At 69.6% G+C, this 23,531-nt stretch carries 19 protein-coding genes and 2 tRNA genes; 3 read left to right on the top strand and 18 right to left on the bottom strand.

Features of this window, described 5'->3' with window-relative positions; genetic code table 11:
- Nucleotides 1-81 precede the first annotated feature (81 nt).
- The 10 genes from ACFY4A_RS00555 to ACFY4A_RS00510 all read right to left on the bottom strand — a co-directional run bounded on the left by ACFY4A_RS00555 (nucleotide 82) and on the right by ACFY4A_RS00510 (nucleotide 13,615).
- Nucleotides 82-1,596, bottom strand: a complete 1,515-nt coding sequence (locus ACFY4A_RS00555; protein WP_390827215.1) for a CHAD domain-containing protein — start codon at nucleotides 1,594-1,596, stop codon at nucleotides 82-84.
- 57 nt (nucleotides 1,597-1,653) lie between these two features.
- A complete protein-coding gene (gene rodA / locus ACFY4A_RS00550) occupies nucleotides 1,654-2,853 on the bottom strand; it encodes a rod shape-determining protein RodA (protein WP_390827214.1) in 1,200 nt (399 codons plus the stop codon).
- Nucleotides 2,850-5,195, bottom strand: coding sequence for a penicillin-binding protein 2 (mrdA, locus tag ACFY4A_RS00545; RefSeq protein ID WP_390827213.1), 2,346 nt, complete (start codon nucleotides 5,193-5,195; stop codon nucleotides 2,850-2,852). Before mrdA ends, rodA begins: the two co-directional genes overlap by 4 nt.
- A 71-nt stretch (nucleotides 5,196-5,266) precedes the next feature.
- Nucleotides 5,267-5,944, bottom strand: coding sequence for a rod shape-determining protein MreD (mreD, locus tag ACFY4A_RS00540; protein WP_390827212.1), 678 nt, complete (start codon nucleotides 5,942-5,944; stop codon nucleotides 5,267-5,269).
- A 14-nt stretch (nucleotides 5,945-5,958) separates the two neighbouring features.
- On the bottom strand, nucleotides 5,959-6,900 hold the full coding sequence (gene mreC, locus ACFY4A_RS00535) for a rod shape-determining protein MreC (protein WP_390827211.1): 942 nt from the start codon (nucleotides 6,898-6,900) through the stop codon (nucleotides 5,959-5,961).
- A gap of 162 nt (nucleotides 6,901-7,062) precedes the next feature.
- Nucleotides 7,063-8,082: a rod shape-determining protein gene (locus ACFY4A_RS00530; RefSeq protein WP_390827210.1), complete on the bottom strand. Its 1,020-nt coding sequence runs from the start codon at nucleotides 8,080-8,082 to the stop codon at nucleotides 7,063-7,065.
- Nucleotides 8,083-8,395: 313 nt separating this feature from the next.
- On the bottom strand, nucleotides 8,396-8,809 hold the full coding sequence (gene ndk, locus ACFY4A_RS00525; protein ID WP_390827209.1) for a nucleoside-diphosphate kinase: 414 nt from the start codon (nucleotides 8,807-8,809) through the stop codon (nucleotides 8,396-8,398).
- Between the two features lie 63 nt (nucleotides 8,810-8,872).
- Nucleotides 8,873-9,235: a DUF4233 domain-containing protein gene (locus tag ACFY4A_RS00520; RefSeq protein WP_390827208.1), complete on the bottom strand. Its 363-nt coding sequence runs from the start codon at nucleotides 9,233-9,235 to the stop codon at nucleotides 8,873-8,875.
- Nucleotides 9,236-9,241: 6 nt separating this feature from the next.
- Nucleotides 9,242-10,792 carry a bifunctional folylpolyglutamate synthase/dihydrofolate synthase gene (locus tag ACFY4A_RS00515; protein ID WP_390827207.1) on the bottom strand — a complete coding sequence of 517 codons (1,551 nt, stop codon included), beginning with the start codon at nucleotides 10,790-10,792 and terminating at the stop codon, nucleotides 9,242-9,244.
- Nucleotides 10,793-10,984: 192 nt separating this feature from the next.
- Complete coding sequence (locus ACFY4A_RS00510; protein ID WP_390827206.1) at nucleotides 10,985-13,615, bottom strand: valine--tRNA ligase; 2,631 nt, start codon at nucleotides 13,613-13,615, stop codon at nucleotides 10,985-10,987.
- 136 nt (nucleotides 13,616-13,751) lie between these two features.
- Here ACFY4A_RS00510 and ACFY4A_RS00505 point away from each other — a divergent pair, with 136 nt between their 5' ends.
- Nucleotides 13,752-14,726, top strand: a complete 975-nt coding sequence (locus ACFY4A_RS00505) for a hypothetical protein (protein ID WP_390827205.1) — start codon at nucleotides 13,752-13,754, stop codon at nucleotides 14,724-14,726.
- 74 nt (nucleotides 14,727-14,800) lie between these two features.
- On the opposite strand, the gene clpX is transcribed toward ACFY4A_RS00505, so the two are convergent.
- The 5 genes from clpX to ACFY4A_RS00480 all read right to left on the bottom strand — a co-directional run bounded on the left by clpX (nucleotide 14,801) and on the right by ACFY4A_RS00480 (nucleotide 19,555).
- Complete coding sequence (gene clpX, locus ACFY4A_RS00500) at nucleotides 14,801-16,087, bottom strand: ATP-dependent Clp protease ATP-binding subunit ClpX (RefSeq protein ID WP_100566838.1); 1,287 nt, start codon at nucleotides 16,085-16,087, stop codon at nucleotides 14,801-14,803.
- Nucleotides 16,088-16,246: 159 nt separating this feature from the next.
- A complete protein-coding gene (locus ACFY4A_RS00495) occupies nucleotides 16,247-16,927 on the bottom strand; it encodes an ATP-dependent Clp protease proteolytic subunit (RefSeq protein ID WP_390827204.1) in 681 nt (226 codons plus the stop codon).
- A 130-nt stretch (nucleotides 16,928-17,057) separates the two neighbouring features.
- Nucleotides 17,058-17,663: an ATP-dependent Clp protease proteolytic subunit gene (locus tag ACFY4A_RS00490; RefSeq protein WP_390827609.1), complete on the bottom strand. Its 606-nt coding sequence runs from the start codon at nucleotides 17,661-17,663 to the stop codon at nucleotides 17,058-17,060.
- Between the two features lie 248 nt (nucleotides 17,664-17,911).
- The gene (tig, locus tag ACFY4A_RS00485; protein ID WP_390827203.1) at nucleotides 17,912-19,285 is read right to left on the bottom strand and encodes a trigger factor; all 1,374 of its coding nucleotides are present in this window, start codon (nucleotides 19,283-19,285) and stop codon (nucleotides 17,912-17,914) included.
- A 193-nt stretch (nucleotides 19,286-19,478) separates the two neighbouring features.
- Nucleotides 19,479-19,555, bottom strand: a tRNA-Pro gene (locus tag ACFY4A_RS00480).
- A 214-nt stretch (nucleotides 19,556-19,769) separates the two neighbouring features.
- On the opposite strand from ACFY4A_RS00480, the gene ACFY4A_RS00475 reads away from it, so the two are divergent.
- Nucleotides 19,770-19,840 (top strand) — tRNA-Gly (locus ACFY4A_RS00475).
- Nucleotides 19,841-19,916: 76 nt separating this feature from the next.
- Here ACFY4A_RS00475 and ACFY4A_RS00470 read toward each other — a convergent pair.
- On the bottom strand, nucleotides 19,917-20,111 hold the full coding sequence (locus ACFY4A_RS00470; RefSeq protein ID WP_390827202.1) for a hypothetical protein: 195 nt from the start codon (nucleotides 20,109-20,111) through the stop codon (nucleotides 19,917-19,919).
- Between the two features lie 489 nt (nucleotides 20,112-20,600).
- Here ACFY4A_RS00470 and ACFY4A_RS00465 point away from each other — a divergent pair, with 489 nt between their 5' ends.
- The gene (locus ACFY4A_RS00465) at nucleotides 20,601-21,785 is read left to right on the top strand and encodes an acyltransferase family protein (protein WP_390827201.1); all 1,185 of its coding nucleotides are present in this window, start codon (nucleotides 20,601-20,603) and stop codon (nucleotides 21,783-21,785) included.
- On the opposite strand, the gene ACFY4A_RS00460 is transcribed toward ACFY4A_RS00465, so the two are convergent.
- Both ACFY4A_RS00460 and ACFY4A_RS00455 read right to left on the bottom strand, forming a co-directional pair.
- Nucleotides 21,775-22,227: an HD domain-containing protein gene (locus ACFY4A_RS00460; RefSeq protein ID WP_390827608.1), complete on the bottom strand. Its 453-nt coding sequence runs from the start codon at nucleotides 22,225-22,227 to the stop codon at nucleotides 21,775-21,777. The two genes, ACFY4A_RS00465 and ACFY4A_RS00460, sit on opposite strands and share 11 nt — an antisense overlap.
- A 42-nt stretch (nucleotides 22,228-22,269) precedes the next feature.
- Nucleotides 22,270-23,448, bottom strand: a complete 1,179-nt coding sequence (locus ACFY4A_RS00455; protein WP_390827200.1) for a PP2C family protein-serine/threonine phosphatase — start codon at nucleotides 23,446-23,448, stop codon at nucleotides 22,270-22,272.
- Nucleotides 23,449-23,531 lie beyond the last annotated feature (83 nt).

The raw sequence follows: 23,531 nt of genomic DNA, 5'->3' as shown, positions 1-23,531 counted from the left end.
TCGTGAGCTGACAGGGGTGACCACCAAGCCTAACCCGGTCCCGGGCCTGTCCCGAACGCTCCGAAAGCGGGCCCGCAGCGCTCAGAGGGCCGTCCCCTTCCTGATCGTCCGCAAGGTTTCCGGCAGCCGCGCCTCCAGCTCGGCCGCCCGCTGCTCCTCGTGTCCGTGGAGCACCCCGTACGTGAACGCGCTCTCCCCCGCCGCGTGTGCCTGGCCGGCCAGCTCGCGCAGGGCCCTGCGGGCCATGACGCTGTCCTGGTGGTCGCCGAGCAGGCCCTGCAGCGACTTCGCCGCCTTCACCAGCCCGGAGGCCGGATCGCCGAGGGCGGGCACGGCCGCCTCGGCCGCGTACCGGGTGGCCTTGGCCTTCTTGCGGGCCTCGTGCAGGGCGAGGTCGCGGTCGTGGCCGGATGGCAGGTCGAGGGCGTGCCGGAGCAGGGCGGAGAGCGCCGCGAGGTCCTTGCGTACGGCCTTGGTGATCACTTTGGCCGGTTTCCCGGCGGCCGCCGGGCGCAGCGGCGGGTCGGCCAGCAGGGCGTCCAGTGTGTCGAGGAGGGCCAGGTGGCGGTCGCCGTCGAGGTCGGCGAGGAGCCGTCGGCGCGCGTCGCCGCGAGTGGCCTGCGACCAGGTGCGCAGCCGGGTGCGGACGGGTCCGGTGACCAGGGTGTAGGGCAGGGCGTCGAGGCCGGCGGTGAGGCGTTCGGTGAGGACTTCCTGGTCGCGGTCGCGGCCGAGTTCGGTGCCGAGCCATTTCAGTTCCGCGCGGACCGGGTCGGTGGCGGTCCGGTCCAGGACCTTGCGGTAGGTGCGCAGGGCGCTGCGCAGGCGGCGGGTGGCGACACGCATGCGGTGGACGGAGTCGTACTCGTCCCTGCGTACGGCGGGGTCGAGTGCGACGAGGGCGTCGCGCTGGGCGCGCAGGTAGGCGAGGACGTGGTCGCCGGCCGTCGTGGGCGTCCCCTGCCGGGGCGGTGCGGGGCGGCGGTGGTCCGGCGGGGCGGTCTCGGTCAGGGCGCGGGCCAGTTTGGAGGCCGCCGGGGAGGGTCGTACGCCCGCCTTGCGCAGGCGTTCGTCGACGGCGTCGAGGAGCGCCGGGTCGCTGTCGTCGGCGAGTTCCACCTCGATCTCGGTCCACTGGGCCGCGCCGCGGTGACCGGTCAGCCGTTCGGCCCGTACGGCGTCGACGACGACCTCGGCGAGCGGGGTGCCGTCGGCGTCGACGAGGTGGCGGATGCCGCGCCGGGAGCGGATGCGGACCAGCGGGGTCAGTTCGCCGTCGCGGACGCGGGAGCGGACGAGCCCGGCGAGGCCGGGTGGCACGGTGTCCGAGAGGGGGGCGTGGATCTCGTCGCGTACGCCGGGGGTGACCGGGAACTTCAGGTGCCAGCCGGCGTCGGTGCCGCCGGTGCGGCGGCGCAGGGTGAGTCCGTCGGCGGTGAGGCGTTCGTCGGGGGTGTCGTAGTAGACGGCGTCGAGTTCGGCGACACCCTGGTCGACGACGGCCGCCACCGGGCCGACGCCGGTCAGGTCGGGCAGCCGGCCGTCGCCGGACTCGTACTTCCGCTCGATCTCCCTTTTCGCCTTCATATCCGCCATGACCCGAATCTAGTGCGGGTCCGGCTCCGGCGGCAGGGGTCCGGGCGCGGGTCGCCGCTAGGCCGACATGGGCCGCTGCACTCTGATCGACTGGAGCAGTCCGACCGCCACCCAGACCGCGAACATCGACGAGCCGCCGTAGGACACGAAGGGCAGGGGCAGGCCGGTGACAGGCATGATGCCCAGGGTCATGCCGATGTTCTCGAAGGACTGGAAGGCGAACCAGGCGACGATTCCGGCGGCGACGATGGTGCCGTACAGCTCGGTCGTCTCACGGGCGATGCGGCAGGCACGCCAGAGCACGACGCCGAGCAGCAGGACGATCAGGCCGGCGCCGAGGAAGCCGAGTTCCTCGCCCGCGACCGTGAAGACGAAGTCGGTCTGCTGTTCGGGTACGAACTGGCCGGTGGTCTGGGAGCCGTGGAAGAGGCCCGCGCCGGTCAGGCCGCCGGAGCCGATGGCGATGCGGGCCTGGTTGGTGTTGTAGCCGACACCGGCCGGGTCGAGGCTGGGGTTGGCGAAGGCGGCGAACCGGTTGATCTGGTACTCGTCCAGGATGTGCAGCTGCCAGACGGCGATGCAGCCGAGGACGCCCGCCGTGAGCAGGCCGAAGATCCAGCGGTTGGAGGCGCCGGAGGCGAGCAGCACGCCCAGGATGATGGTCAGCAGGACGAGGACCGTGCCGAGGTCGGGCATGAGCAGCACGACGATGATCGGTACGGCGGCCAGGCCGAGCGACTGAAGGACCGTGCGGTGGTCGGGGTACATCTTGTCGCCCGCGTCGACCCGGGCCGCGAGCAGCATCGCCATGCCCAGGATGATCGTGACCTTCACGAACTCGGAGGGCTGGAGGGAGAAGCCGCCGCCGAGGACGATCCAGTTGCGGTTGCCGTTGATGGTGGCGCCGAGCGGGGTGAGCACCAGCAGCACCCCGAGGACGGAGAGCCCGTAGAGGATGGGCACGACATTGCGCAGGGTGCGGTGGCCGAGCCAGACGGTGCCGACCATCAGGGCGAACCCGATGCCGGTGTTCATGAGGTGCCGGACCAGGAAGTAGTACGGGTCGCCCTGGTTGATCCCGGTGCGGTTGCGGGTGGCGGAGTAGACCAGGGCGGCGCCGATCAGGGACAGCGCCAGCGCGCAGAACAGTATCGGCCAGTCGAGCCGGCGGGCGGCCGAGTCACGGGCGAAGACCCTGGTCCAGCCGCCCCGTTCGGGTCCGTATCCGGAGATGGAGAAGCTGTTCGCGCCGGTCATGCGGTCATCCTCCGGCTTCCCTTTCGGCGCTGGCGCCTGCGGGTGTCGCGGTTGCCTGTGGGGGGCGAGGCGGTGGTCGCCGGCGGCTGCTGGTCGTTCGGTGCGTTGCCGCCCTGCTGGTCGTTCGGCGTGGTGCCGCCCTGCTGGTCGTTCGGCGTCGTGCCGCCCTGCTGGCCGTTCGGGGCGGTACCGCCCTGCTCGGCGGCCTGTTTGGCGGCCTCCTCCTGGTCCTTGGCCGGGTCGGCGGGGACCTTCGGGGCGGCGATCGAGCCGTCGGGCCGGATCTGCGGCAGGCTCTTCTGCGGGGTGGGCAGCAGGGCCTTCTTGTTGTCGATGGAACCGTCGGCCTGGACGCCGTACATGGCGCTGTAGATGTTGCGGACGGCCTCACCGGAGGCGCCGGAGCCGGTACCGGCCTGGGCGATGGTCATGATGACCGTGTAGTCCTTGGTGTAGGTGGCGAGCCAGGACGTGGTCTGCTTTCCGTAGACCTCGGCGGTGCCGGTCTTGGCGTGCAGCGGGATCTTGTCCTGCGGCCAGCCGGAGAACTTCCAGGCGGCGGTACCGCGGGTGGCCACGCCGGCCAGGGCCTGGTCCATCATGTCGCGGGTGGCCTTGGTGATGGGCAGCTTCCCGTGGGACTTCGGCTTGATCTCGGTGACGTGCTTGCCGTCGGGGCTGACGATCGCCTTGCCGATGGTCGGGGTGTACATGGTGCCGCCGTTGGAGATCGCGCCGTAGATGACGGCCTCCTGGATCGGCGTCAGGAGGGTGTCGCCCTGGCCGATGGAGTAGTTGATCGAGTCGCCCTCGCGCAGCTTGTTGCCCTCGAGGCAGTTCTCGTAGGCGATCTTCTCGACGTAGCTGCCGTCCTTCTTGCCGGACTTGCACCAGGCGTCCTTGTTGGCCTCCCAGTACCGCTGCTTCCACTGGCGGTCGGGGACGCGGCCGGTGACCTCGTTGGGCAGGTCGATGCCGGTCTCCTTGCCGAGGCCGAACTGGTGGGCGGCCTTGTAGAAGTAGTCCTTGGGCTTGCCCTTCTTGGGGTTGATGCCGCCGTCCTTCTTCCACTCGCTGTCCGAGAGGTAGTAGAAGACGGTGTCGCAGGAGACCTCCAGGGCCCGGCCGAGTGAGATCGGGCCGAAGCTCTCCCCTTCGAAGTTCTTGAAGACCTGGTTGCCGACCGAGTAGGAGCTGGTGCACGGGTAGTTGCCGTTGAAGTCGTAGCCGGCCTCGACCGCGGCGGCCGTGGAGACCACCTTGAACGTCGAACCGGGCGCGGACTGCCCCTGGATGGCCCGGTTCAGCAGCGGGTAGTTGGAGTCCTTGCCGGTGAGCGCCTTGTAGTCCTTGGCGGAGATGCCGCCGACCCAGGCGTTCGGGTCATACGTGGGGGCGGACGCCATGGCGACGATGCGTCCGGTCCCGGCCTCCATCACGACGACGGCCCCGGAATCGGCCTTGTAGTTAGTGTTGGTGATCTTGTCCCACTGAGTACGTGCGGCCTTCATCGCCTTGTCCAGCTCGTACTCGGCGATCCGCTGGACGCGGGAGTCGATGCTGGTGACCAGGCTGGAGCCGGCCTGGGCGTCGTCCGACTTGGACTTGCCGATGACGCGGCCGAGGTTGTCGACCTCGTAGCGGGTGACGCCGGCCTTGCCGCGCAGTTCCCGGTCGTACTGTCGTTCGAGGCCGGAGCGGCCGACCATGTCGGAGCGCAGATAGGGCGAGTCGGTGTCCTTGGCCCGCTGGATCTCGTCGTCGGTGACCGGCGAGAGGTAGCCGAGGACCTGCGCGGAGTTGGACTTGCCGGGCCCGGGGTAGCGGCGCACGGCCTCGGGTTCGGCGGTGATGCCGGGGAAGTCCTCGGCGCGTTCGCGGATCTGCAGGGCCTGGCGCGGGGTGGCCTCGTCGGTGATGGGGATGGGCTGGTACGGCGAGCCGTTCCAGCAGGGCTGCGGGGTCTTGGCGTCGCACAACCGGACCTTCAGCATGACCTCGTCGACGTCCATGCCGAGGACGCCGGCGAGCTTGGCGAGGACTGCCTTGCCGTCGTCCTTCTGCTTGAGCAGGTCGGTGCGGGAGGCGGAGACCACCAGCCGGGTCTCGTTGTCGGCGAGCGCCACACCGCGGGCGTCCAGGATGGAGCCGCGCACGGCGGGCTGGACGACCTGCTGGACGTGGTTGCCGGAGGCCTGCCTCTGGTAGTGGGCGCCCTCGCGGATCTGGAGGTACCACAGCCGGCCGCCGAGGGTGCCGAGCAGGGAGAGGACGAGGATCTGGATGACGACGAGCCGGGTCTGGACGCGTGGGGTCCGGCCGGTCTCAGGGATGTTGGTCACGGGTGCTGCCTCCCCCTCTCAGTGCGTGTAACGGACTTGTGCGGCCGGCAGGGCGGCCGACTGCCGTGCTGTCACAGCCGCTTGACCCCCTTGATGCGGCCGACCCGGGTGGTGCGGGTGCGGGCCTTGGTCTTCAGGCCGCCGAGCGTGCCGCGCCGGCCGCCGATGCTCAGTCCGGTGCCGGAGGAGAGCCAGCCGGAGGAGATGTCGGTCGTCTTGACGGCGGAGCCGGACTCGGCGAGCGGGTCGTTGTCCGCGCGTCTGGCCAGCCACATGATTCCGGGGACGACGAAGGGAGCGAGCAGCAGGTCGTACACGGCGGCCGTCAGCAGCAGTCCGGCCAGGCCGACATGGCGGGCGGCGGTGTCGCCGACGAGGGCGCCGACGCCCGCGTACAGCAGGGTGGAGCCGATGGCGGCGGCCACCACCACGACCAGGGGGCCGGCGGCCGACTTGACCCGGCCGGTCTCGGGCTTGATGAGTCCGGCGAAGTAGCCGATGACGCACAGCACGAGGGCGTAGCGGCCGGCGGCGTGGTCGGCGGGTGGGACGATGTCGGCGAGCAGTCCCGCGCCGAAGCCGACCAGGGCGCCGCCGACGTGGCCGTAGACCATGGCCAGGCCGAGGACGGTGAGCAGCAACAGGTCGGGGACGGCTCCGGGCAGGTGCAGCCGGGACAGGACGCTCACCTGGATCACCAGGACGACGACGACCAACGCGGTGGAGAGCAGGATCCGGTTGAGGCGCATGGGACGTGAAGCTCCTACGGCTGCGGCCGGTCGGTGGGGTAGGCGTCGGCGGAGGGGGTGACCGTCACGGTCACCGTGGGCGTCGGTGTCGGCTTGGGCTTCGGCGGCAGGACCTCGTCGCGCGGGTCCTTCTTCGGGGCCTGAACGACGACGCCGACGACGTCGAGCTTGGTGAAGCCGACGAACGGCGTGACGTAGACGGTGCGGGTCAGGTCGCCGCCGGAGGGGTCGACACGGGAGACGACACCGACCGGGACGCCCGGTACGAAGGGCTTGTCGGCCTGGGAGCCGAAGGTGACCAGGCGGTCGCCCTTCTTCACGTCCGCCTTGCTGTTGAGGAGTTGCACGCGCAGCGGCCGGTCGCCCTGGCCGGAGGCGAAGCCGAGTTCGTCGCTGCCCTCCATACGGGTGCCGACGGTGAAGTCGGGGTCGTTGGCGAGCAGCACGGTGGAGGTGCTGGGGCCCACCGTGGTGACGCGGCCGACCAGTCCGTCGGCGTTGAGGACGGTCATGTCGCGCTGGATGCCGTCGTCGGCGCCGGCGTCGATGGTGATGGTCCAGGAGAAGCCCTGGGTCGCCCCTATGGCGATGACCTGGGCGCCCTTGATGCCGTACTGGCCGTCACCGGCCAGCTTCAGCATCTTGTTCAGCTGGGTGAGGCGGCTGCGTTTGCGGTCGTCGCTGCCGAGTTCGGCCTTGAGGGCGGCGTTCTCCTTCTCCAGCGCGGCGAGCCGGTCGTGGCGCCCGCCGGAGTCGCGGACCGCGGAGACCGCGTTGCCGACCGGGTTCACCGCGGCCGACACGCCGTTCTCGATCGGGCCGAAGACGGTGGCGGCGGCCTGTCGGGCACCGTCCACCGGGGAGTTCTCCCCGCCGCGGATGTCCACCGTGATCAGTGCGAACGCGATGGCGATCAGCAGCACCAGGAGCAGCCGGCTCTCTTTCGTGTCCCTCACGTGCGGCGGCCGTGCCCTTCCTCATAGGAACTGGGTGGCCCCGGCGAAGCGCGGTCTGGGCGCGCAATCCCAAGGGGCCCATTTGCGGGAGCTTATGCCTCTATATCAACGATCCGCCGTACGAGAAAAGATCATCTCGTACGGCGGAGTCGATGAGTTGTGTCATCTGCGGGGCTGCGAGTCAAGGACCTGCTGGAGTGCCTCGAACTCCTCGACGCACTTGCCCGAGCCGAGCGCCACGCTGTCCAGCGGGTCCTCGGCGATGTGGATCGGCATGCCGGTCTCGCTGCGCAGCCGCTCGTCCAGGCCGCGCAGCAGCGCTCCGCCGCCGGTCAGGACGATTCCGCGGTCCATGATGTCGCCGGACAGCTCCGGCGGGCACTTGTCGAGGGTCGTCTTGACCGCGTCGACGATCGCGTTGACCGGCTCCTCGATCGCCTTGCGCACCTCGGCGGCCGAGATGACGACGGTCTTCGGCAGCCCGGAGACGAGGTCCCGGCCGCGGATTTCGGTGTGCTCGTCGGAGTCGAGGTCGTACGCCGAACCGATCGTGAGCTTGATCTGTTCGGCCGTCCGCTCACCCAGCAGGAGGGAGTACTCCTTCTTGACGTGCTGGATGATGGCGTTGTCCAGCTCGTCGCCCGCGACGCGGATGGACTGGGCGGTGACGATGCCGCCGAGCGAGATGACCGCGACCTCCGTGGTTCCGCCGCCGATGTCCACCACCATGTTGCCCGTGGCCTCGTGGACCGGCAGGCCGGAGCCGATGGCCGCGGCCATCGGTTCCTCGATGATGTGCACCTGGCGTGCGCCGGCCTGGGACGAGGCCTCGATGACGGCGCGGCGCTCGACGCCGGTGATACCGGAGGGCACGCAGACGACGACGCGAGGACGAGCCAGATACCGCCGCTTGTGGATCTTCAGGATGAAGTAGCGGAGCATCCGCTCGGTGATCTCGAAGTCCGCGATCACGCCGTCCTTGAGCGGACGCACGGCGACGATGTTGCCCGGCGTGCGCCCGATCATCTTCTTCGCCTCGGCGCCGACCGCGAGGATCCCACCGGTGTTGGTGTTGATCGCCACGACGGACGGCTCGTTGAGTACGATCCCGCGACCCCTGACGTACACCAGCGTGTTGGCGGTCCCGAGGTCGACAGCCATGTCACGGCCGATGAACGACATTGAGTTCCCCATCAGGATTCGTCTGGCCTTCCCTGGGAGCGTTTGACGGCAATTCAGGTACGGCGAGGTGGGTGCTGTGACGTGAAGGCTTCCATCGTAGACGCGCCTGCACGAACACTGCGCGAGGGTCTTCGCCATTGTCAGCAGATGGCGTACCGCCTCGCTTCCGGAGACGGTCCATCGGGGGCACTCGTTCCCCCGATCGGCACCGCGTATGCCACTGGGCGGCCGGGATCGTGCGGCCGCCCAGGTCAGGCGGAAAGCCGAGCTGACGGATCGTCAGCCGGGGCGGGGCCGGAGAGGGCTCTCGGGGTCAGCCGCGGCCCGGGAAGAAGATCTTGACCTCGCGCTCGGCGGACTCCTCGGAGTCGGAGGCGTGGATCAGGTTCTCCCGGACGATCACGCCGTAGTCGCCGCGGATCGAGCCCGGAGCGGCGGCGATCGGGTCGGTCGGGCCGGCCAGCGCGCGCACGCCCTCGATGACCCGCTCACCCTCGACGATCATGACCACGACCGGGCCGGACGACATGAACGCCACCAGCGGCTCGTAGAACGGCTTGCCCTTGTGCTCGCCGTAGTGCTGCTCCAGGGTCTCCGTGTCCAGGCCGCGCAGCTCCAGCGCGGTGATCTGCCAGCCGGCCTTGCGCTCGATACGGCTGATGATCTCGCCGGTCAGGCCACGACGGACGGCGTCGGGCTTGAGGATGACGAGGGTGCGCTGGGTCACGGTGGCTCCTTCTCCTGGCAGATGTGCGGTGGGACGAGGCTACAGGGCGTGTCGCCGCCCCTGTCACGCAGCGTCAGCCGGAGGGCCGGCCTCGGCGGCCTGGGCCGCGAATCTGGCCTTCGCCTCCTCGATCTTCCGCCCGAAGTGCACCGACGCCCACCACAGCGCCGCGAAGACCGCACCGAGGAAGTACATCATCGGCACGACCAGGCCGGACGCGATCAGCGCGACCTGGAGCACCCAGCCGAGGACCACACCGCCGGGCCGGGTCACCACGCCGCACAGCAGCAGGCACAGCAACATCGCGATGCCGCTGACCGTCCACACGCTCGCCATGGACAGGCCGGGATCCTTCATCGCGACCAGCGCGGCGAAGCCGATGACGAAGAACTCGCCGATCAGGGTCGAGGAACACAGCGTACGCACGAGAGGTCAGCCCCTCCCCAGGAGCAGTCGGGCCTCACCGACGGTGATGACGGAACCGGTGACGAGCACACCGCCGCCGGTGAACTCGCCCTCCTCCTCGGCGAGCGTGATCGCGGCCTCCAGCGCGTCCGGAAGCCGCGGCTCGACCTGGACCCGGTCCTCGCCGAACACCTCGACGGCGATCGCCGCCAGCTCGTCGGCGTCCATCGCGCGGTGGCTGGAGTTCTGTGTCACCACGATCTCCGCGAAGATCGGCTCGAAGGCCTCCAGCAGACCGCGCACGTTCTTGTCGCCGCTGGCCCCGACCACCCCGATCAGCCGGCTGAAGTCGAACGCCTCCTGGACCGCATCGGCGGTCACCCGCGCGCCCGCCGGGTTGTGCGCGGCGTCCAGCACCACGGTCGGCGAGCGCCGTACGACCTCCATCCGGCCCGGCGAGGCGACGGACGCGAACGCCTTGCGCACGGTCTCCACGTCCAGCGGCTCGGCGCGCTGGGAGCCGACGCCGAAGAACGCCTCGACGGCGGCGAGCGCCACGGCGGCGTTGTGCGCCTGGTGGGCGCCGTGCAGCGGCAGGTACACCTCGGTGTAGTCGCCGCCCAGGCCGCGCAGGGTCAGCAGCTGCCCGCCCACGGCCACCCGGCGTGCCACGACACCGAACTCCAGCCCCTCGCGGGCGACCGTCGCATCGACCTCCACGGCCTTCTTCAGCAGCACCTGGGCGGCGTCCACCGGCTGCTGGGCCATGATCACCGTGGCGTCCTGCTTGATGATGCCGGCCTTCTCCCCCGCGATCTCGCCGGGCGTGGCGCCCAGGCGGTCGGTGTGGTCCAGGTCGACGGGGGTCACCACGGCGACGTCACCGTCGATGACGTTCGTGGCGTCCCAGCTGCCGCCCATCCCGACCTCCACGACGGCCACGTCGACCGGCGCGTCGGCGAAGGCGGCGTACGCCATGCCGGTCAGCACCTCGAAGAAGGACAGCCGGTACTCCTGCGAGGCGTCGACCATCTCCACGTACGGCTTGATGTCGTGGTACGTCTCGACGAACCGCTCGGCGGAGATCGGGGCGCCGTCCAGGCTGATCCGCTCGGTGATCGACTGCACGTGCGGGGAGGTGTACCGGCCGGTGCGCAGTTCGAAGGCGCCGAGCAGGGCCTCGATCATGCGGGCGGTGGAGGTCTTGCCGTTGGTGCCGGTGATGTGGATGGACGGGTAGGACCGCTGCGGCTCGCCCAGGACGTCCATCAGCGCGGCGATCCGGCTGACCGAGGGCTCCAGCTTGGTCTCACCCCAGCGGGTGGCCAGCTCCGCCTCGACCTCGCGCAGCGCCTTGTCGACCTCGGGGTCCTCCGGGCGCCCGGGTACGCCCGCCTGCGGCGGGCCGCCCTGCGTCCGCAGGGTGCGGCTGCCGGCCTCGATCACCGCGAGATCTGGATCGCGGTCGGTCTCGGTGGCGATGATCTCGTCGAAGGTGTCGAGGGGGTCGGGCCGGCCGCTGCTGTCCGGGGGGAGCTCACTCACGGGGCCCAGTCTACGTACGCAGCCTGCGGGCATGCGTGCCGCATGGCCTGCGGGCAGTCGTGCCTCCCCCAGTGCTGAACGCCTGGGGGGACCCCCAGGGCGGCACGGGTGGGCTGGGAACTCGGGGGAGGCGCACTGCAAGCGCGGGCAAGCGCACCCACCCCTAGGGCAACCGAGGGCACCCGGAACCTGACAGCTCCGGGCGCCCTCAGCGACATACGGCCATCACGCCTGCGGCAACCGCTCCAGCTGCGCCGCGATCCGCGTGATGTCCTCCTCGGCCTTGGCCAGCCGCGCACGGATCTTCTCGACCACGTGGTCGGGCGCCTTCGCCAGGAACGCCTCGTTGCCGAGCTTGCCGTGCGCCTGGGCCTTCTCCTTCTCGGCGGCGGCCAGATCCTTGGCCAGCCGCTTGCGCTCCGCGGCGACGTCGATCGCCCCGGACAGGTCCAGCGCGACCTCGACTCCCGCGACCGGCAGCGTCGCCGTGGCGGTGAAGCCGTCGCCCTCCGGCTGGAGCCGCAGCAACTGGCGGATGGCCGGTTCGTGCGTGGCCAGCGCCGTACCGTCCAGGACCAGGCGGGCCGGAACGCGCTGGCCCGGCTGGAGCCCCTGGTCGGCGCGGAACCGGCGCACCTCGGTGATCACGGACTGGAGGGTCACGATCTCCCGCTCGGCGGCCGCGTCCCGGAAGCCGCTGTCGGTCGGCCACTCGGCGATGACGAGCGACTCGCCGCCCGTCAGCGTCGTCCACAGCGTCTCCGTGACGAACGGAACCACCGGGTGCAGCAGCTTCAGCGTGACGTCCAGGACCTCGCCCAGGACCCGCTTGGAGACCTCGGCCGGCTCGCCGCCCGCCTGGAACGTCGTCTTGGACAGCTCGACGTACCAGTCGAAGACCTCGTCCCACGCGAAGTGGAACAGCGTGTCCGACAGCTTGGCGAACTGGAAGTCGTCGTAGTACGCGTCGACTTCGGCGACGACCGAGTTCAGCCGGGACAGGATCCAGCGGTCGGTCGCCGACATCTTCGAGGCGTCCGGCAGCGGTCCGTCCACCGTCGCGCCGTTCATCAGCGCGAAACGCGTGGCGTTCCAGATCTTGTTGGCGAAGTTGCGCGAGCCCTGGACCCAGTCCTCGCCGATCGGCACGTCGACGCCGGGGTTGGCGCCGCGGGCGAGGGTGAACCGGAGGGCGTCGGAGCCGTACTTGTCCATCCAGTCCAGCGGGTTGACCGCGTTGCCGAAGGACTTCGACATCTTCTTGCCGAACTGGTCGCGGACCATGCCGTGCAGGGCGATGGTGTGGAACGGCGGGGTGCCGTCCATCGCGTACAGGCCGAACATCATCATCCGGGCGACCCAGAAGAAGAGGATGTCGTAGCCGGTGACCAGGACGGAGTTCGGGTAGAACTTCGCGAGGCTCTCGGTCTGCTCGGGCCAGCCGAGGGTGGAGAACGGCCACAGGCCGGAGGAGAACCAGGTGTCGAGGACGTCGGTGTCCTGCTTCCAGCCCTCGGCCTCGGTGCCGGGCGGCTCCTCGTCGGGTCCGACGCAGACGACCTCGCCGTTCGGCCCGTACCAGACGGGGATCCGGTGGCCCCACCACAACTGCCGCGAGATGCACCAGTCGTGGAGGTTGTCGACCCAGTCGAAGTACCGCTTCTCCATCTCCTGCGGATGGATCTTGACGCGGCCGTCCCGGACGGCGTCGCCGGCGGCCTGCGCCAGCGGACCGACCTTGACCCACCACTGCATGGACAGGCGCGGCTCGACGGTGGTCTTGCAGCGCGAGCAGTGGCCGACGGAGTGGACGTACGGGCGCTTCTCGGCGACGATCCGGCCCTCGGCGCGCAGCGCGCCGACGATGGCGGAGCGGGCCTCGAAGCGGTCCAGGCCCTGGAAGGGGCCGTGGACGGTGATGACGGCGTGCTCGTCCATCACGGTGATGGCGGGCAGGTCGTGGCGCCGGCCGATCTCGAAGTCGTTCGGGTCGTGGGCCGGGGTGACCTTGACGGCGCCGGTGCCGAACTCGGGGTCGACGTGCTCGTCCGCGACGACCGGGATGGAGCGGTCGGTGAGCGGCAGCTTGATGAGCTTGCCGACGAGGTGGCGGTAGCGCTCGTCGTCGGGGTGAACGGCGACGGCGGTGTCGCCGAGCATGGTCTCGGCACGGGTGGTGGCGACGACGATGGTGTCGTCCCCGTCGCCGTACTTCATCGAGACGAGCTCGCCGTCGTCGTCCTGGTACTCGACCTCGATGTCGGAGATGGCGGTCAGGCATCGGGGGCACCAGTTGATGATGCGCTCGGCGCGGTAGATCAGCTCGTCGTCGTAGAGCCGCTTGAAGATGGTCTGAACGGCCTGCGACAGCCCTTCGTCCATGGTGAAGCGCTCACGCGACCAGGCGACTCCGTCGCCGAGGCGGCGCATCTGGCCGGAGATCTGCCCGCCGGACTCGTTCTTCCACTGCCAGACACGCTCGACGAAGGCCTCGCGGCCGAGGTCGTGCCGGGACTTGCCCTCCTTGGCGAGTTCGCGCTCGACGACGTTCTGGGTCGCGATGCCGGCGTGGTCCATGCCGGGCTGCCACAGGGTCTCGTGACCCTGCATGCGCTTGCGGCGCGTGAGGGTGTCGATGAGCGTGTGCTCGAAGGCGTGCCCCAGGTGGAGCGAGCCGGTGACGTTCGGCGGCGGGATGACGACGGTGTACGGCGGCTTGTCGCTCTTCTCGTCCGCCTCGAAGTAACCCCGTTCCACCCAGCGCTCGTACAGCGGCCCCTCTACATCGGCCGGCGCGTACTGGGTCGGCAGTTCGGTGTCGGGCGCTGGTGGCTGCTGCTGAGCGTTGTCGGTCACGGGGTCAGTTTAGAGGCGTCACGGCGCCGTCCCGAACCGCATTTGTTTCGTAACGGTGGCGACCCCGATGACACGGCGTCGCCGTACCTGGGCCAGGATGTCAGGGACACATAAGCATCTGGAGGGGAACCCAGGAATGAGCAACAACCAGCCGGGCCCGTACGGCGGGCAGCCCCAGCAGCCCGGGCCGTACGGCCAGCCGGGCCCCTACGGCCAGCAGCCGCCGCAGGGACCGCCCGCCCAGCCCGGCTACGGCTACCCCCAGCAGGCCCCTCCCGCTCAGCCGCAGCCAGGGTACGGCTACCCGCAGCAGGGCCCCGGCGTCCCGCCGCCGCAGGGCCCCTACGGCCAGCAGCCTCCCTACGGCCAGCAGCCCCCGTACGGCCAGCCCTACGGCGCCGTTCCGCAGCCCCCGGCCGCCGGTGGCGGCGGCAAGAAGACGGGACTGATCATCGGCGCGGTGGCGGTCGTCGCGGCGATCGCGGTGGGCGCGTACTTCCTGATCGGCGGTGGCGGCGGTTCCAGCGTCGCGGACGACGGCCCGCACAAGCTGATCACGCCCGCAACGGTTCTCGCCGGCCAGTACAAGAAGGCCGAGGACTCCGGGAACGACGGCATGTCCAAGTCGGACCTGAAGGACGCCGAGAGCTGGGGCGTGAAGAGCCCGAAGGACGTCAGCGCCAGTTACCAGTCCGGGGACAAGAGCAACCCGCTCGGCCAGAAGATGATCACCTTCGGCGGCGTCTACGGCACCATCGACGACCCCGAGAAGGCCGTCGACAACATGTTCGCGGACATGAAGAAGAACGCCGAGAAGGAGAAGAGCGACGGCGGAGAGCTCCTCGGCAGCCCGAAGGCCTACAGCCCGAGCGGCCTCGACGGCGCCGTCCTCAAGTGCCAGGAGATCAAGGTCGACATGGGCTCGTCGGGCAGCTCGGCCGGCGCCCCCAAGAACATGACGATGCCGGTCTGCATCTGGGGTGACCACAGCACCCTCGGACTGGTGATGCCGGTCGACTTCGCATCCGCCATGACCGGCAAGGCGAGCAGCCCCGAGGACGCGGCCGAGACCGCGGCCAAGCTCCGCAAGGACGTGCGCGTCAAGGCCTGACGCCGGCACCTGGCAGACGAGGAAGGGGCCCCGGTCGGTCGACCGGGGCCCCTTCGTCGTTCGTGCGGCGGCTGTTACGCCGTCTTCTGCTCGCCCGGACCGCGGCCGCGCGCGTCGCGCGGGATCAGGGTCGGGTTGACATTGGAGAGGACGACGTCGGCCGTGATGACCACGCGGGCCACGTCCTTGCGGGACGGGACCTCGTACATCACGCCCTGGAGCACCTCCTCCATGATGGCGCGCAGGCCTCGGGCGCCGGTCTGGCGGAGGATGGCCTGGTCGGCGATGGCCTCCAGGGCCTCGCGCTCGAAGTCCAGCTCCACGCCGTCGAGTTCGAACAGGCGCTGGTACTGCTTGACCAGGGCGTTGCGCGGCTCGACCAGGATCTTCAGGAGCGCCTCGCGGTCCAGGTTGTGGACCGAGGTGATCACCGGCAGGCGGCCGATGAACTCCGGGATCATGCCGAACTTGACCAGGTCCTCGGGCATGACGTCCTCGAACTGGTCCTTGGTCTCCAGCTCCCGCTTGGAGCGGATCGTCGCGCCGAAGCCGATGCCCTTGGCACCCGCCCGGCCCTCGATGATCTTCTCCAGGCCCGCGAAGGCACCGCCCACGATGAACAGGACGTTCGTCGTGTCGATCTGGATGAACTCCTGGTGGGGGTGCTTGCGGCCGCCCTGGGGCGGGACCGAGGCCGTGGTCCCCTCGAGGATCTTCAGCAGGGCCTGCTGGACGCCCTCGCCCGACACGTCGCGGGTGATGGAAGGGTTCTCACTCTTCCGCGCGACCTTGTCGATCTCGTCGATGTAGATGATCCCGGTCTCGGCCTTCTTGACGTCGTAGTCGGCCGCCTGGATCAGCTTCAGCAGGATGTTCTCGACGTCCTCGCCGACGTACCCCGCCTCCGTCAGCGCCGTGGCGTCGGCGATGGCGAACGGGACGTTCAGCATGCGGGCCAGCGTCTGGGCCAGCAGGGTCTTGCCGGAGCCCGTGGGGCCCAGCAGCAGAATGTTGGACTTGGCGAGCTCGATGCCGTCGTCACGGCCCTGCGCGCCGCCGTTCTCGCCGGCCTGGACGCGCTTGTAGTGGTTGTACACCGCGACGGACAGGGCCTTCTTCGCGGCCTCCTGGCCGACGACGTACCCGTCCAGGAACTCGTAGATCTCGCGGGGCTTGGGCAGCTCCTCCCAGCGCACCTCGCTGGTCTCCGCGAGTTCCTCCTCGATGATCTCGTTGCAGAGATCGATGCACTCGTCGCAGATGTACACACCGGGCCCTGCGATGAGCTTCTTGACCTGCTTCTGGCTCTTGCCGCAGAACGAGCACTTGAGCAGATCGCCGCCGTCACCGATGCGTGCCACGGTGTGCTTCCCCTTCGCCTGGGAGACGCCTACGTCCAGCGGCTCCTGGTGCTGCCTTATGTCGACGGTACCTTGCCGGGCCCCCCGTTCGGGCCCCCCTTGGCACGGTTCGCTTTGACGTGCACCGTGCCAAGGAGTGGCAGACGATACTGCCTCCCGTCAGCGGACGGACGCGTTGTTCATCTTCCGGGTCGAGATGATCTGGTCGATCAGCCCGTACGACAGTGCCTCCTCGGCCGTGAGGATCTTGTCGCGCTCGATGTCCTCACGGATCTTCTCGATCGACTGGCTGGAGTGCTTGGCCAGCATCTCCTCCAGCTGCGAACGCATCCGGAGGATCTCGTTGGCGGCGATCTCCAGGTCGGAGACCTGACCGCGGCCGGTCTCGCTGTACGGCTGGTGGATCAGCACCCGGGCGTTGGGCAGCGCCATGCGCTTGCCCGGCGTGCCCGCGGCCAGCAGGACGGCGGCGGCGGAGGCGGCCTGGCCCATGCACACGGTCTGGATGTCGGGCTTCACGAACTGCATCGTGTCGTAGATGGCCGTCAGCGCCGTGAAGGAACCGCCGGGGCTGTTGATGTAGACCGAGATGTCACGGTCGGGGTCCATCGACTCCAGGCACAGCAGCTGCGCCATGACGTCGTTGGCGGAGGCGTCGTCGATCTGGACGCCGAGGAAGATCACGCGCTCCTCGAAGAGCTTCGCGTACGGGTCGTACTCGCGGATGCCCTGGGAGGTGCGCTCCACGAAGCGCGGGATGACGTAGCGGGACTCGGCCGTGGGGCCGGTGTACTCGGCGCGCGTACGGTCGTAGAGGCCGCTGCCGGGGAAGTCGTTCACGGTGTCTCCTGGAAAGGGGCTGGGCGGTCGGCTGGGGCTGGCTGGGCTGCGCGGAGGTCTCGGACACCCGCACGGGGCCGGGACTCCGCGGGAGCGGCTCAGGGGGCCTCGTGGGCCCCGTGGGAGCCGCTCAGGCCCCGGTGCCGCCGCCGCCCGGCATGCCGACGGCCGAGGTGATGACGTCGTCGATGAGGCCGTAATCCTTGGCCTCGTGGGCGTCGAACCAGCGGTCGCGGTCGGAGTCGCGGGTGATCTGCTCGACCGACTGGCCGGTGTGGAAGGCGGTGAGCTCGGCCATGCGCTTCTTGGTGTGCAGCAGCCGCTCGGCGTGAATCTTGATGTCCGAGGCCGAACCGGCCAGACCCGCGGACGGCTGGTGGATCAGGATCTCGGCGTTGGGCAGCGCGAAGCGCTTGCCCGGGGTGCCCGCGCTGAGCAGGAACTGGCCCATCGAGGCCGCGAGGCCCATGGCGATGGTCACCACGTCGTTCTTGATGTACTGCATGGTGTCGTAGATCGCCATGCCGGCCGTGATCGAGCCGCCGGGGCTGTTGATGTACAGGTAGATGTCCTTGTCCGGGTCCGCGGCAAGGAGCAACAGCTGTGCAGTGATCTTGTTGGCGATGTCGTCGTCGACCGGCTGGCCGAGGAAGATGATCCGCTCGTTGAGCAGCCGGTTGTAGACCTGGTCGCCGAGGCCACCACCGATGGAAGGCTCGCCGGCGGCGGAGGGCATCAGATTCGTCACGTATCCACCTGCTCGTCTTACGACGGCGCCGGGCCGTCTCACGTGTTCCTGCCAGGGGCTTCAGGGGACTCCCCTGCCCCCGTACTCATGGACCCTAACGCGCGGCTCCCTTCGGCGAATCCCGCTGAGGGGAGTGTTCGCCGGGGGCGTAGCGCGGTCTCCGGAAAGGCGAACGGGCCCCAGGTCACCAACGTACCCGGGGCCCGTCCTCCGTGCGCATCCGTGGGCCGTACGGATCAGGCCTCGGCCTTCTCCTCGCCCTCGGCGGCGGCGGTCTCCGCCTCGTCGGCCTCGTCTTCCTCGTCGTCCAGGTCGACGATCTCGCCGTTGGTGTCCTTCACGGTCGCGGCCTCGACCACGACGGCCAGTGCCTTGCCACGGGCGACCTCGCCGACCAGCAGCGGAACCTGGTTCTGCTCGACGACCGCCTGGGCGAACTGGTCGGGGGACATGCCGGAGGAGGCGGCGCGCCGCATGAGGTGCTCGGTGAGCTCCTCCTGGTTGACGTTGAGCTTCTCCGTCTTGACCAGCTCGTCGAGCACGAACTGGGTCTTGATGCCCTTGACCGCGGCCTCGCGGGTCTCGGTCTCGAACTCCTCGGCGGTCTTGCCCTGGATCTCCAGGTACTTGTCGAGGGTGAGGCCCATCTGGCCGAGCTGGTGGTGCTCCAGGTTGTGCTTGCGGGTGTTGATCTCGTCCTCGAGCAGCTTCTCGGGGACCGGGACCTCGACCAGCTCGAGCAGCTTGTCCAGGACGCGCTCCTGGGCCTGCGTGGCCTGGTCGTACTGCTTCATGTTCTCCAGGCGCTTGCGGCTGTCCGCGCGCAGCTCCTCGAGGGTGTCGAACTCGGAGGCGAGCTGCGCGAAGTCGTCGTCCAGCTCGGGCAGTTCGCGCGCGGCGACCTGGGTGACCCTGACGGTGACCTCGGCCTCCTTGCCGACCGCGGAGCCGCCCTTGAGCTCGGAGGTGAAGGTGGCCTCACCACCGGCCTCCAGGCCCTTCACGGCGTCGTCGATGCCGTCCAGCAGCTCGCCGGAGCCGATGGTGTACGAGACGCCGTTGGCCACGCCGTCCTCGAGGACCTCGCCGTCGACCTTGGCCTCCAGGTCGATGGTGACCACGTCGCCGTCCTCGGCGGCGCGCTCGACCGGGCTCGTCGAGGCGAAGCGCTCGCGCAGCTGCTCGACGGCCTTGTCGACGTCCTCGTCGGCGACCTCGACGGCGTCGACCTCGACCTCGATGCCGGAGTAGTCCGGGATCTCGATGGCCGGGCGGACGTCGACCTCGGCGGTGAAGTTCAGCGTCTCGCCGTCCTTCAGCTCGGTGATGTCGACCTCGGGCTGGCCCAGCGGGTTCAGCTCCGCCTCGTTGACCGCCTCGGTGTAGAACTTCGGCAGCGCGTCGTTGACGGCCTCCTCCAGAACCGCACCGCGGCCGAACCGCTGGTCGATGACGCGGGCCGGGATCTTGCCCTTGCGGAAGCCCTTCACCGTGACCTGCTGGTTGATCTTCTTGTACGCCGCGTCGAGGCTGTCCTTGAGCTCCTCGAAGGGCACCTCGACAGTGAGCCGAACCCGGGTCGGGTTCAGGGTCTCCACGGCGCTCTTCACGGTTCGGTCTCCTTGTGGCTGACTGCTTGGATTCTGCCGGGGCCAGACGGGTCCGGCGGATTTCGCCCCGCCCGGAGGAGTTCGCAGGCCCAGCAGGACCGGACACACGGGCGCGCAGTTTGCATAGTAACCGCAGCCACTCCGCGCCCCCAAAGGCGATCACGCGTGGTGACGCCGACCGGTGGCCGGCGGATGGTCGGGGTGGCGGGATTTGAACCCACGGCCTTCCGCTCCCAAAGCGGACGCGCTACCAAGCTGCGCCACACCCCGTCTGGTGCGACACGTAGGGTACATGCCCGCAGGCAGTGCGGACGCCGCATTCCACGACCACCGGGAGCGCGCCGCCCGGCACGCCCCCACGCGGCCCGGACGGCCCACGGACGTGGCTCGCGAGGCCCTCGCGGGAACGGAGTGTGCGTCGATGGCACACGACCCGCTACGATGCCTTGTGTGCCGCGGTCGGCAGACCAGCGGCGCCTTGTGTGCGGGCGTAGCTCAATGGTAGAGCCCCAGTCTTCCAAACTGGCTACGCGGGTTCGATTCCCGTCGCCCGCTCTGTACGGCTCGGGGCCGGGTCGGAGGGTGCTTCCTCCGACCCGGCCCTGATCGTTTTCGTCACGCCGCTTCCGCGTCAGAAACTGATCGAGTTGATCGTGTGCGCTATCGAGTTCAGGAAGCGGTTGATCGACGGCGCCATTCCGGTGGAGGCGAGGAAGAAGCCGAAGAGTATGGCGATGATGGCCGGGCCGGCCTTGATGGATCCGCCTCGGAGCAGCACCACCAGGATGATCGCCAACAGCAGCACCACTGACAGTGAAATGGCCACAACTGATCACACCCTCGGTCGGTCGCTCTCCCGGCCCGCGGACGCCAGCCCCGCGCACCCCGCTGGAACCATCGTGCCACCAACCCGGCCCCGGTATGCGGCGGCTGACGCACCATCGGCCAAGTCCCTCGCTCCGGGGCCCCCTCACCTCCTGGGGCGGAGCGCTTCTCCGACCGTGATCCGTACGGCATTTCGACGGCGGTCGCCGCCCACCCCGGCAGGGAATTCATTAGAGATCGTTTCCATGCCTGCACATTATTTTCGCAAGGAATTCGTTTTGTCGCCCAGGACTCAAACCGGTGCACCAACTCATCAGGATGAGTCCGGACATTGAGGGTGTGACTGTTCGCGCGAAGAGGCTCGTAAGATGTGTCGATCGTCACCCGTGAAGGCATGCCGACTTCGTCGAATCCGGGGTAGCCGCAGCGAATAACCACGCATGACGGCGGGGCTTTTACGGAACCCCCGGACAACACTAGGGTGCCTCAGATGTTCCACGCTGCCTCGTCCCCCGGCCAGAAAAGAACGCCGCTCCCTCCGGCACGGTCGCCGGCCCCGGGAGTACCGAGTCCGCGCGGATCGGGCGAGTCGGACGGAAGACCGGGCAAACAGCGCGACGCGTTCTTCGACAACGCCAAATACCTGGCGATCGTGCTGGTGGCAGTGGGTCACTCGTGGACGCCGCTCAGGGACGACAGCCGCGTCCTGCAAGGCCTGTACATGTTCGTGTACGCCTTCCACATGCCGGCCTTCATCGTCATCTCCGGCTACTTCTCGCGCAGTTTCGACGCCCGGCCCGACCGGCTCAAACGGCTGGTCACCGGTGTCGTGGTTCCGTACATCGTCTTCGAGACCGCCCTCTCCCTCTTCAAGCGCTACGTCGGCCACAGCCCCGACCAGGACATCAGCCTCCTCGACCCCTGGTACCTGACCTGGTTCCTGTGCGCCCTGTTCGTCTGGCGGCTGACCGCCCCCTTCTGGAAGCTGGTCCGCCGGCCGCTGCCGCTCGCGCTCGTCATCGCCATGCTGGCGTCGGCCGGCCCGGCCATAGGCAACGACCTGGACATGCAGCGGGTGCTGCAGTTCCTGCCGTTCTTCGTGCTGGGCCTGTCGATGAAGGCCGAGCACTTCCGGCTGGTGCGCCGCCGTTCGGTGCGGATCGCGTCGGTGCCGGTGTTCGCGGCGGCGCTGATCACCGCCTGGTGGGCGGCGCCACGGATGAACGCCTCCTGGTTCTACCACCGTGACGCCGCGCAGGATCTGGGCGCGCCCTGGTGGGTCGGCCCGGTGATGACACTGGCGCTGTTCGGCTGCTCGCTGGTGCTGACCGCCTGCTTCTTCGCCTGGGTGCCGGGCCGCCGGATGTGGTTCACGGCGCTCGGCGCGGGCACGCTGTACGGCTATCTGCTGCACGGTTTCGTCCTGAAGGGCGCCGACTACCAGGGCTGGTTCGACCACGCCTGGCTGCGCGGCCCGTTCGGCGAGATCCTCGTCACGGTCCTGGCGGCGACGGCCATCACCCTGCTGTGCACGCGGCCCGTGCGGCGGATCTTCCGGTGCGTGATGGAGCCGGAGATGAAATGGGCCTTCCGGCAGGACGCGGGCGAGCAGGCCCGCGAGCGCCGGGAGGCACAGCGGCCGCACCTGGCGAAGACCGGCTCGGTCAGCGTCTGAGAGGACCGTCCGGAAGACCGAGGAGTGCGCGCATCCGTGCGTACTTCCCGGTCAGCCGGGTGCGGGTGGCCTCGTCGAGGACCGCTAGGCGGACCGGGTCGGCGTTGTGCGCCAGGTCCGCCTCCTTGACCAGCAGTGCGCCGGGCGTGGCGAGGATCCGCCGCGCGTACGCCTCCGGGTCCTCCCCCGCCCGCTTGGTGACCGCGCGCACGATGTCCTTCGTACGACGGCTCAGCGCGGCCTCGCGAAGCCACCGCTCGGTCAGGACGCCGTCCTCCACCGAGTCGTGCAGCCAGGCCGCCGCGATCTGCTCGCTGTCACCGCCCCGGGCCCGTACGCCCTCGGCGACCGATCGGAGATGCTCGGCGTAGGGCCGGCCCGCCTTGTCGGTCTGCCCCTCGTGAGCGGCCCGGGCGACGGTCTCGACCTCGGCCAGGGACATGGTGCGCGGTGTGCGGGACGTGTCGGTCACGTGCCCAGTGTGTCAGCGTGCCGCCAGAGCCGTGGGGCCTTCGCGGCAGATCAGGAGCAGGGCGCGGTCGTCGTTGACGTCCTTCGCCACCGCCTCGATCAGGTGCCAGGCGGCGCCGTGGAAGCCGCCGGCGACATAGCGGTCGGCCTCGCCGGTGAGGCGGTCGATGCCCTCGACGATGTCGCGGTCGGACGTCTCCACCAGGCCGTCGGTGAACAGCATCAGGACGTCCCCGGCGCGCAGGGAGCCCTTGACCGGGTCGAACTGGGCGCCGTCGTACACGCCGAGGAGCGGGCCCTCGGCGACCTTCTCCTCCCAGCGGCCGCTGCCCGCGCTGAGCTGGAGGCCCGGCGGGTGCCCGGCGGAGTACAGCTCGTAGTCGCCGGAGTCCAGGTCCAGCACCAGATGGATGGAGGTCGCGAAGCCCTCGTCCCAGTCCTGGCGCAGCAGGTAGCCGTTGGCGGCGGGCAGGAACGCGTGTGGGGGCAGGCTGCCGAGCAGACCGCCGAACGCGCCCGACAGCAGCAGCGCCCGCGAGCCCGCGTCCATGCCCTTGCCGGACACGTCCGTGAGCACGACCTCCAGGGTGCGGCCGCCGTTCGTGCGGGCCGCGACCACGAAGTCGCCGGAGAAGGACTGGCCGCCGGCCGGGCGCAGCGCCATCTCGTGGTGCCAGCCGCCGGGCAGCTGCGGCAGCTTGCTCTGGACGCGGATGCGTTCGCGCAGGTCGAACAGCATGGTGCCGCCGCGCCGCCAGGGCACGCCGACCCGGCTGCGGAACTGGGCGATCAGCAGCCCGAAGAAGCCGCAGGCGGCGACCACGAGCACCACGCCCGGGGTCACCCGGGACGGGCCCTCGGTGTACGGTCCGAGCCGCACCGACTCCACGATCAGCGCCGTGGCCGCGGCGGCGTACAGACCGAGCAGGCTCGCCGGGCGCAGCAGCAACCCGCCGGCGACGATGGGCAGCACCAGCGCGACCGGTGAGAACCACACCGAGTTGGCGAGCGTCAGCGCCAGGATCAGCGGGATAGTCAGCAGCAGACCGCCGAGCGCGATCCAGTCCGAGCCGTCCCCGCGGAAGTAGTCGACGGCGGCTCTGCGCACGCCGACGCGGGCCCGGTGCCACTGCATCTTCAACCGGGCCGTGAACGTCTCGGCTTCCGCGCGCCGCTGTCGTCCTGCTGCCATTAGTTGGGGACCCTATCCATCGGACCTGACGCTTGGCACGGGAGGTCCCACTTGTCCCCCGTCCGAGGCTCGGATTCACAGTG

It is taken from the genome of Streptomyces sp. NPDC001292 (genome assembly GCF_042896465.1).
Lineage (GTDB): Bacteria > Actinomycetota > Actinomycetes > Streptomycetales > Streptomycetaceae > Streptomyces.
The sequence above is the reverse complement of the archived record's forward strand: the minus strand, read 5'-3'. Positions and strand labels throughout refer to the sequence as shown.

Coding starts and splice junctions, on each gene's coding strand:
- ACFY4A_RS00555 (WP_390827215.1), bottom strand. CDS start 1,596: ATGGCGGATATGAAGGCGAAAAGGGAGATCGAGCGGAAGTACGAGTCC.
- rodA (WP_390827214.1), bottom strand. CDS start 2,853: ATGACCGGCGCGAACAGCTTCTCCATCTCCGGATACGGACCCGAACGG.
- mreD (WP_390827212.1), bottom strand. CDS start 5,944: ATGCGCCTCAACCGGATCCTGCTCTCCACCGCGTTGGTCGTCGTCGTC.
- ACFY4A_RS00530 (WP_390827210.1), bottom strand. CDS start 8,082: ATGTCGTTCATCGGCCGTGACATGGCTGTCGACCTCGGGACCGCCAAC.
- ACFY4A_RS00515 (WP_390827207.1), bottom strand. CDS start 10,792: ATGCCCGCAGGCTGCGTACGTAGACTGGGCCCCGTGAGTGAGCTCCCC.
- ACFY4A_RS00505 (WP_390827205.1), top strand. CDS start 13,752: ATGAGCAACAACCAGCCGGGCCCGTACGGCGGGCAGCCCCAGCAGCCC.
- ACFY4A_RS00490 (WP_390827609.1), bottom strand. CDS start 17,663: ATGCCCTCCGCCGCCGGCGAGCCTTCCATCGGTGGTGGCCTCGGCGAC.
- ACFY4A_RS00465 (WP_390827201.1), top strand. CDS start 20,601: ATGTTCCACGCTGCCTCGTCCCCCGGCCAGAAAAGAACGCCGCTCCCT.
- ACFY4A_RS00460 (WP_390827608.1), bottom strand. CDS start 22,227: ATGTCCCTGGCCGAGGTCGAGACCGTCGCCCGGGCCGCTCACGAGGGG.
- ACFY4A_RS00455 (WP_390827200.1), bottom strand. CDS start 23,448: ATGGCAGCAGGACGACAGCGGCGCGCGGAAGCCGAGACGTTCACGGCC.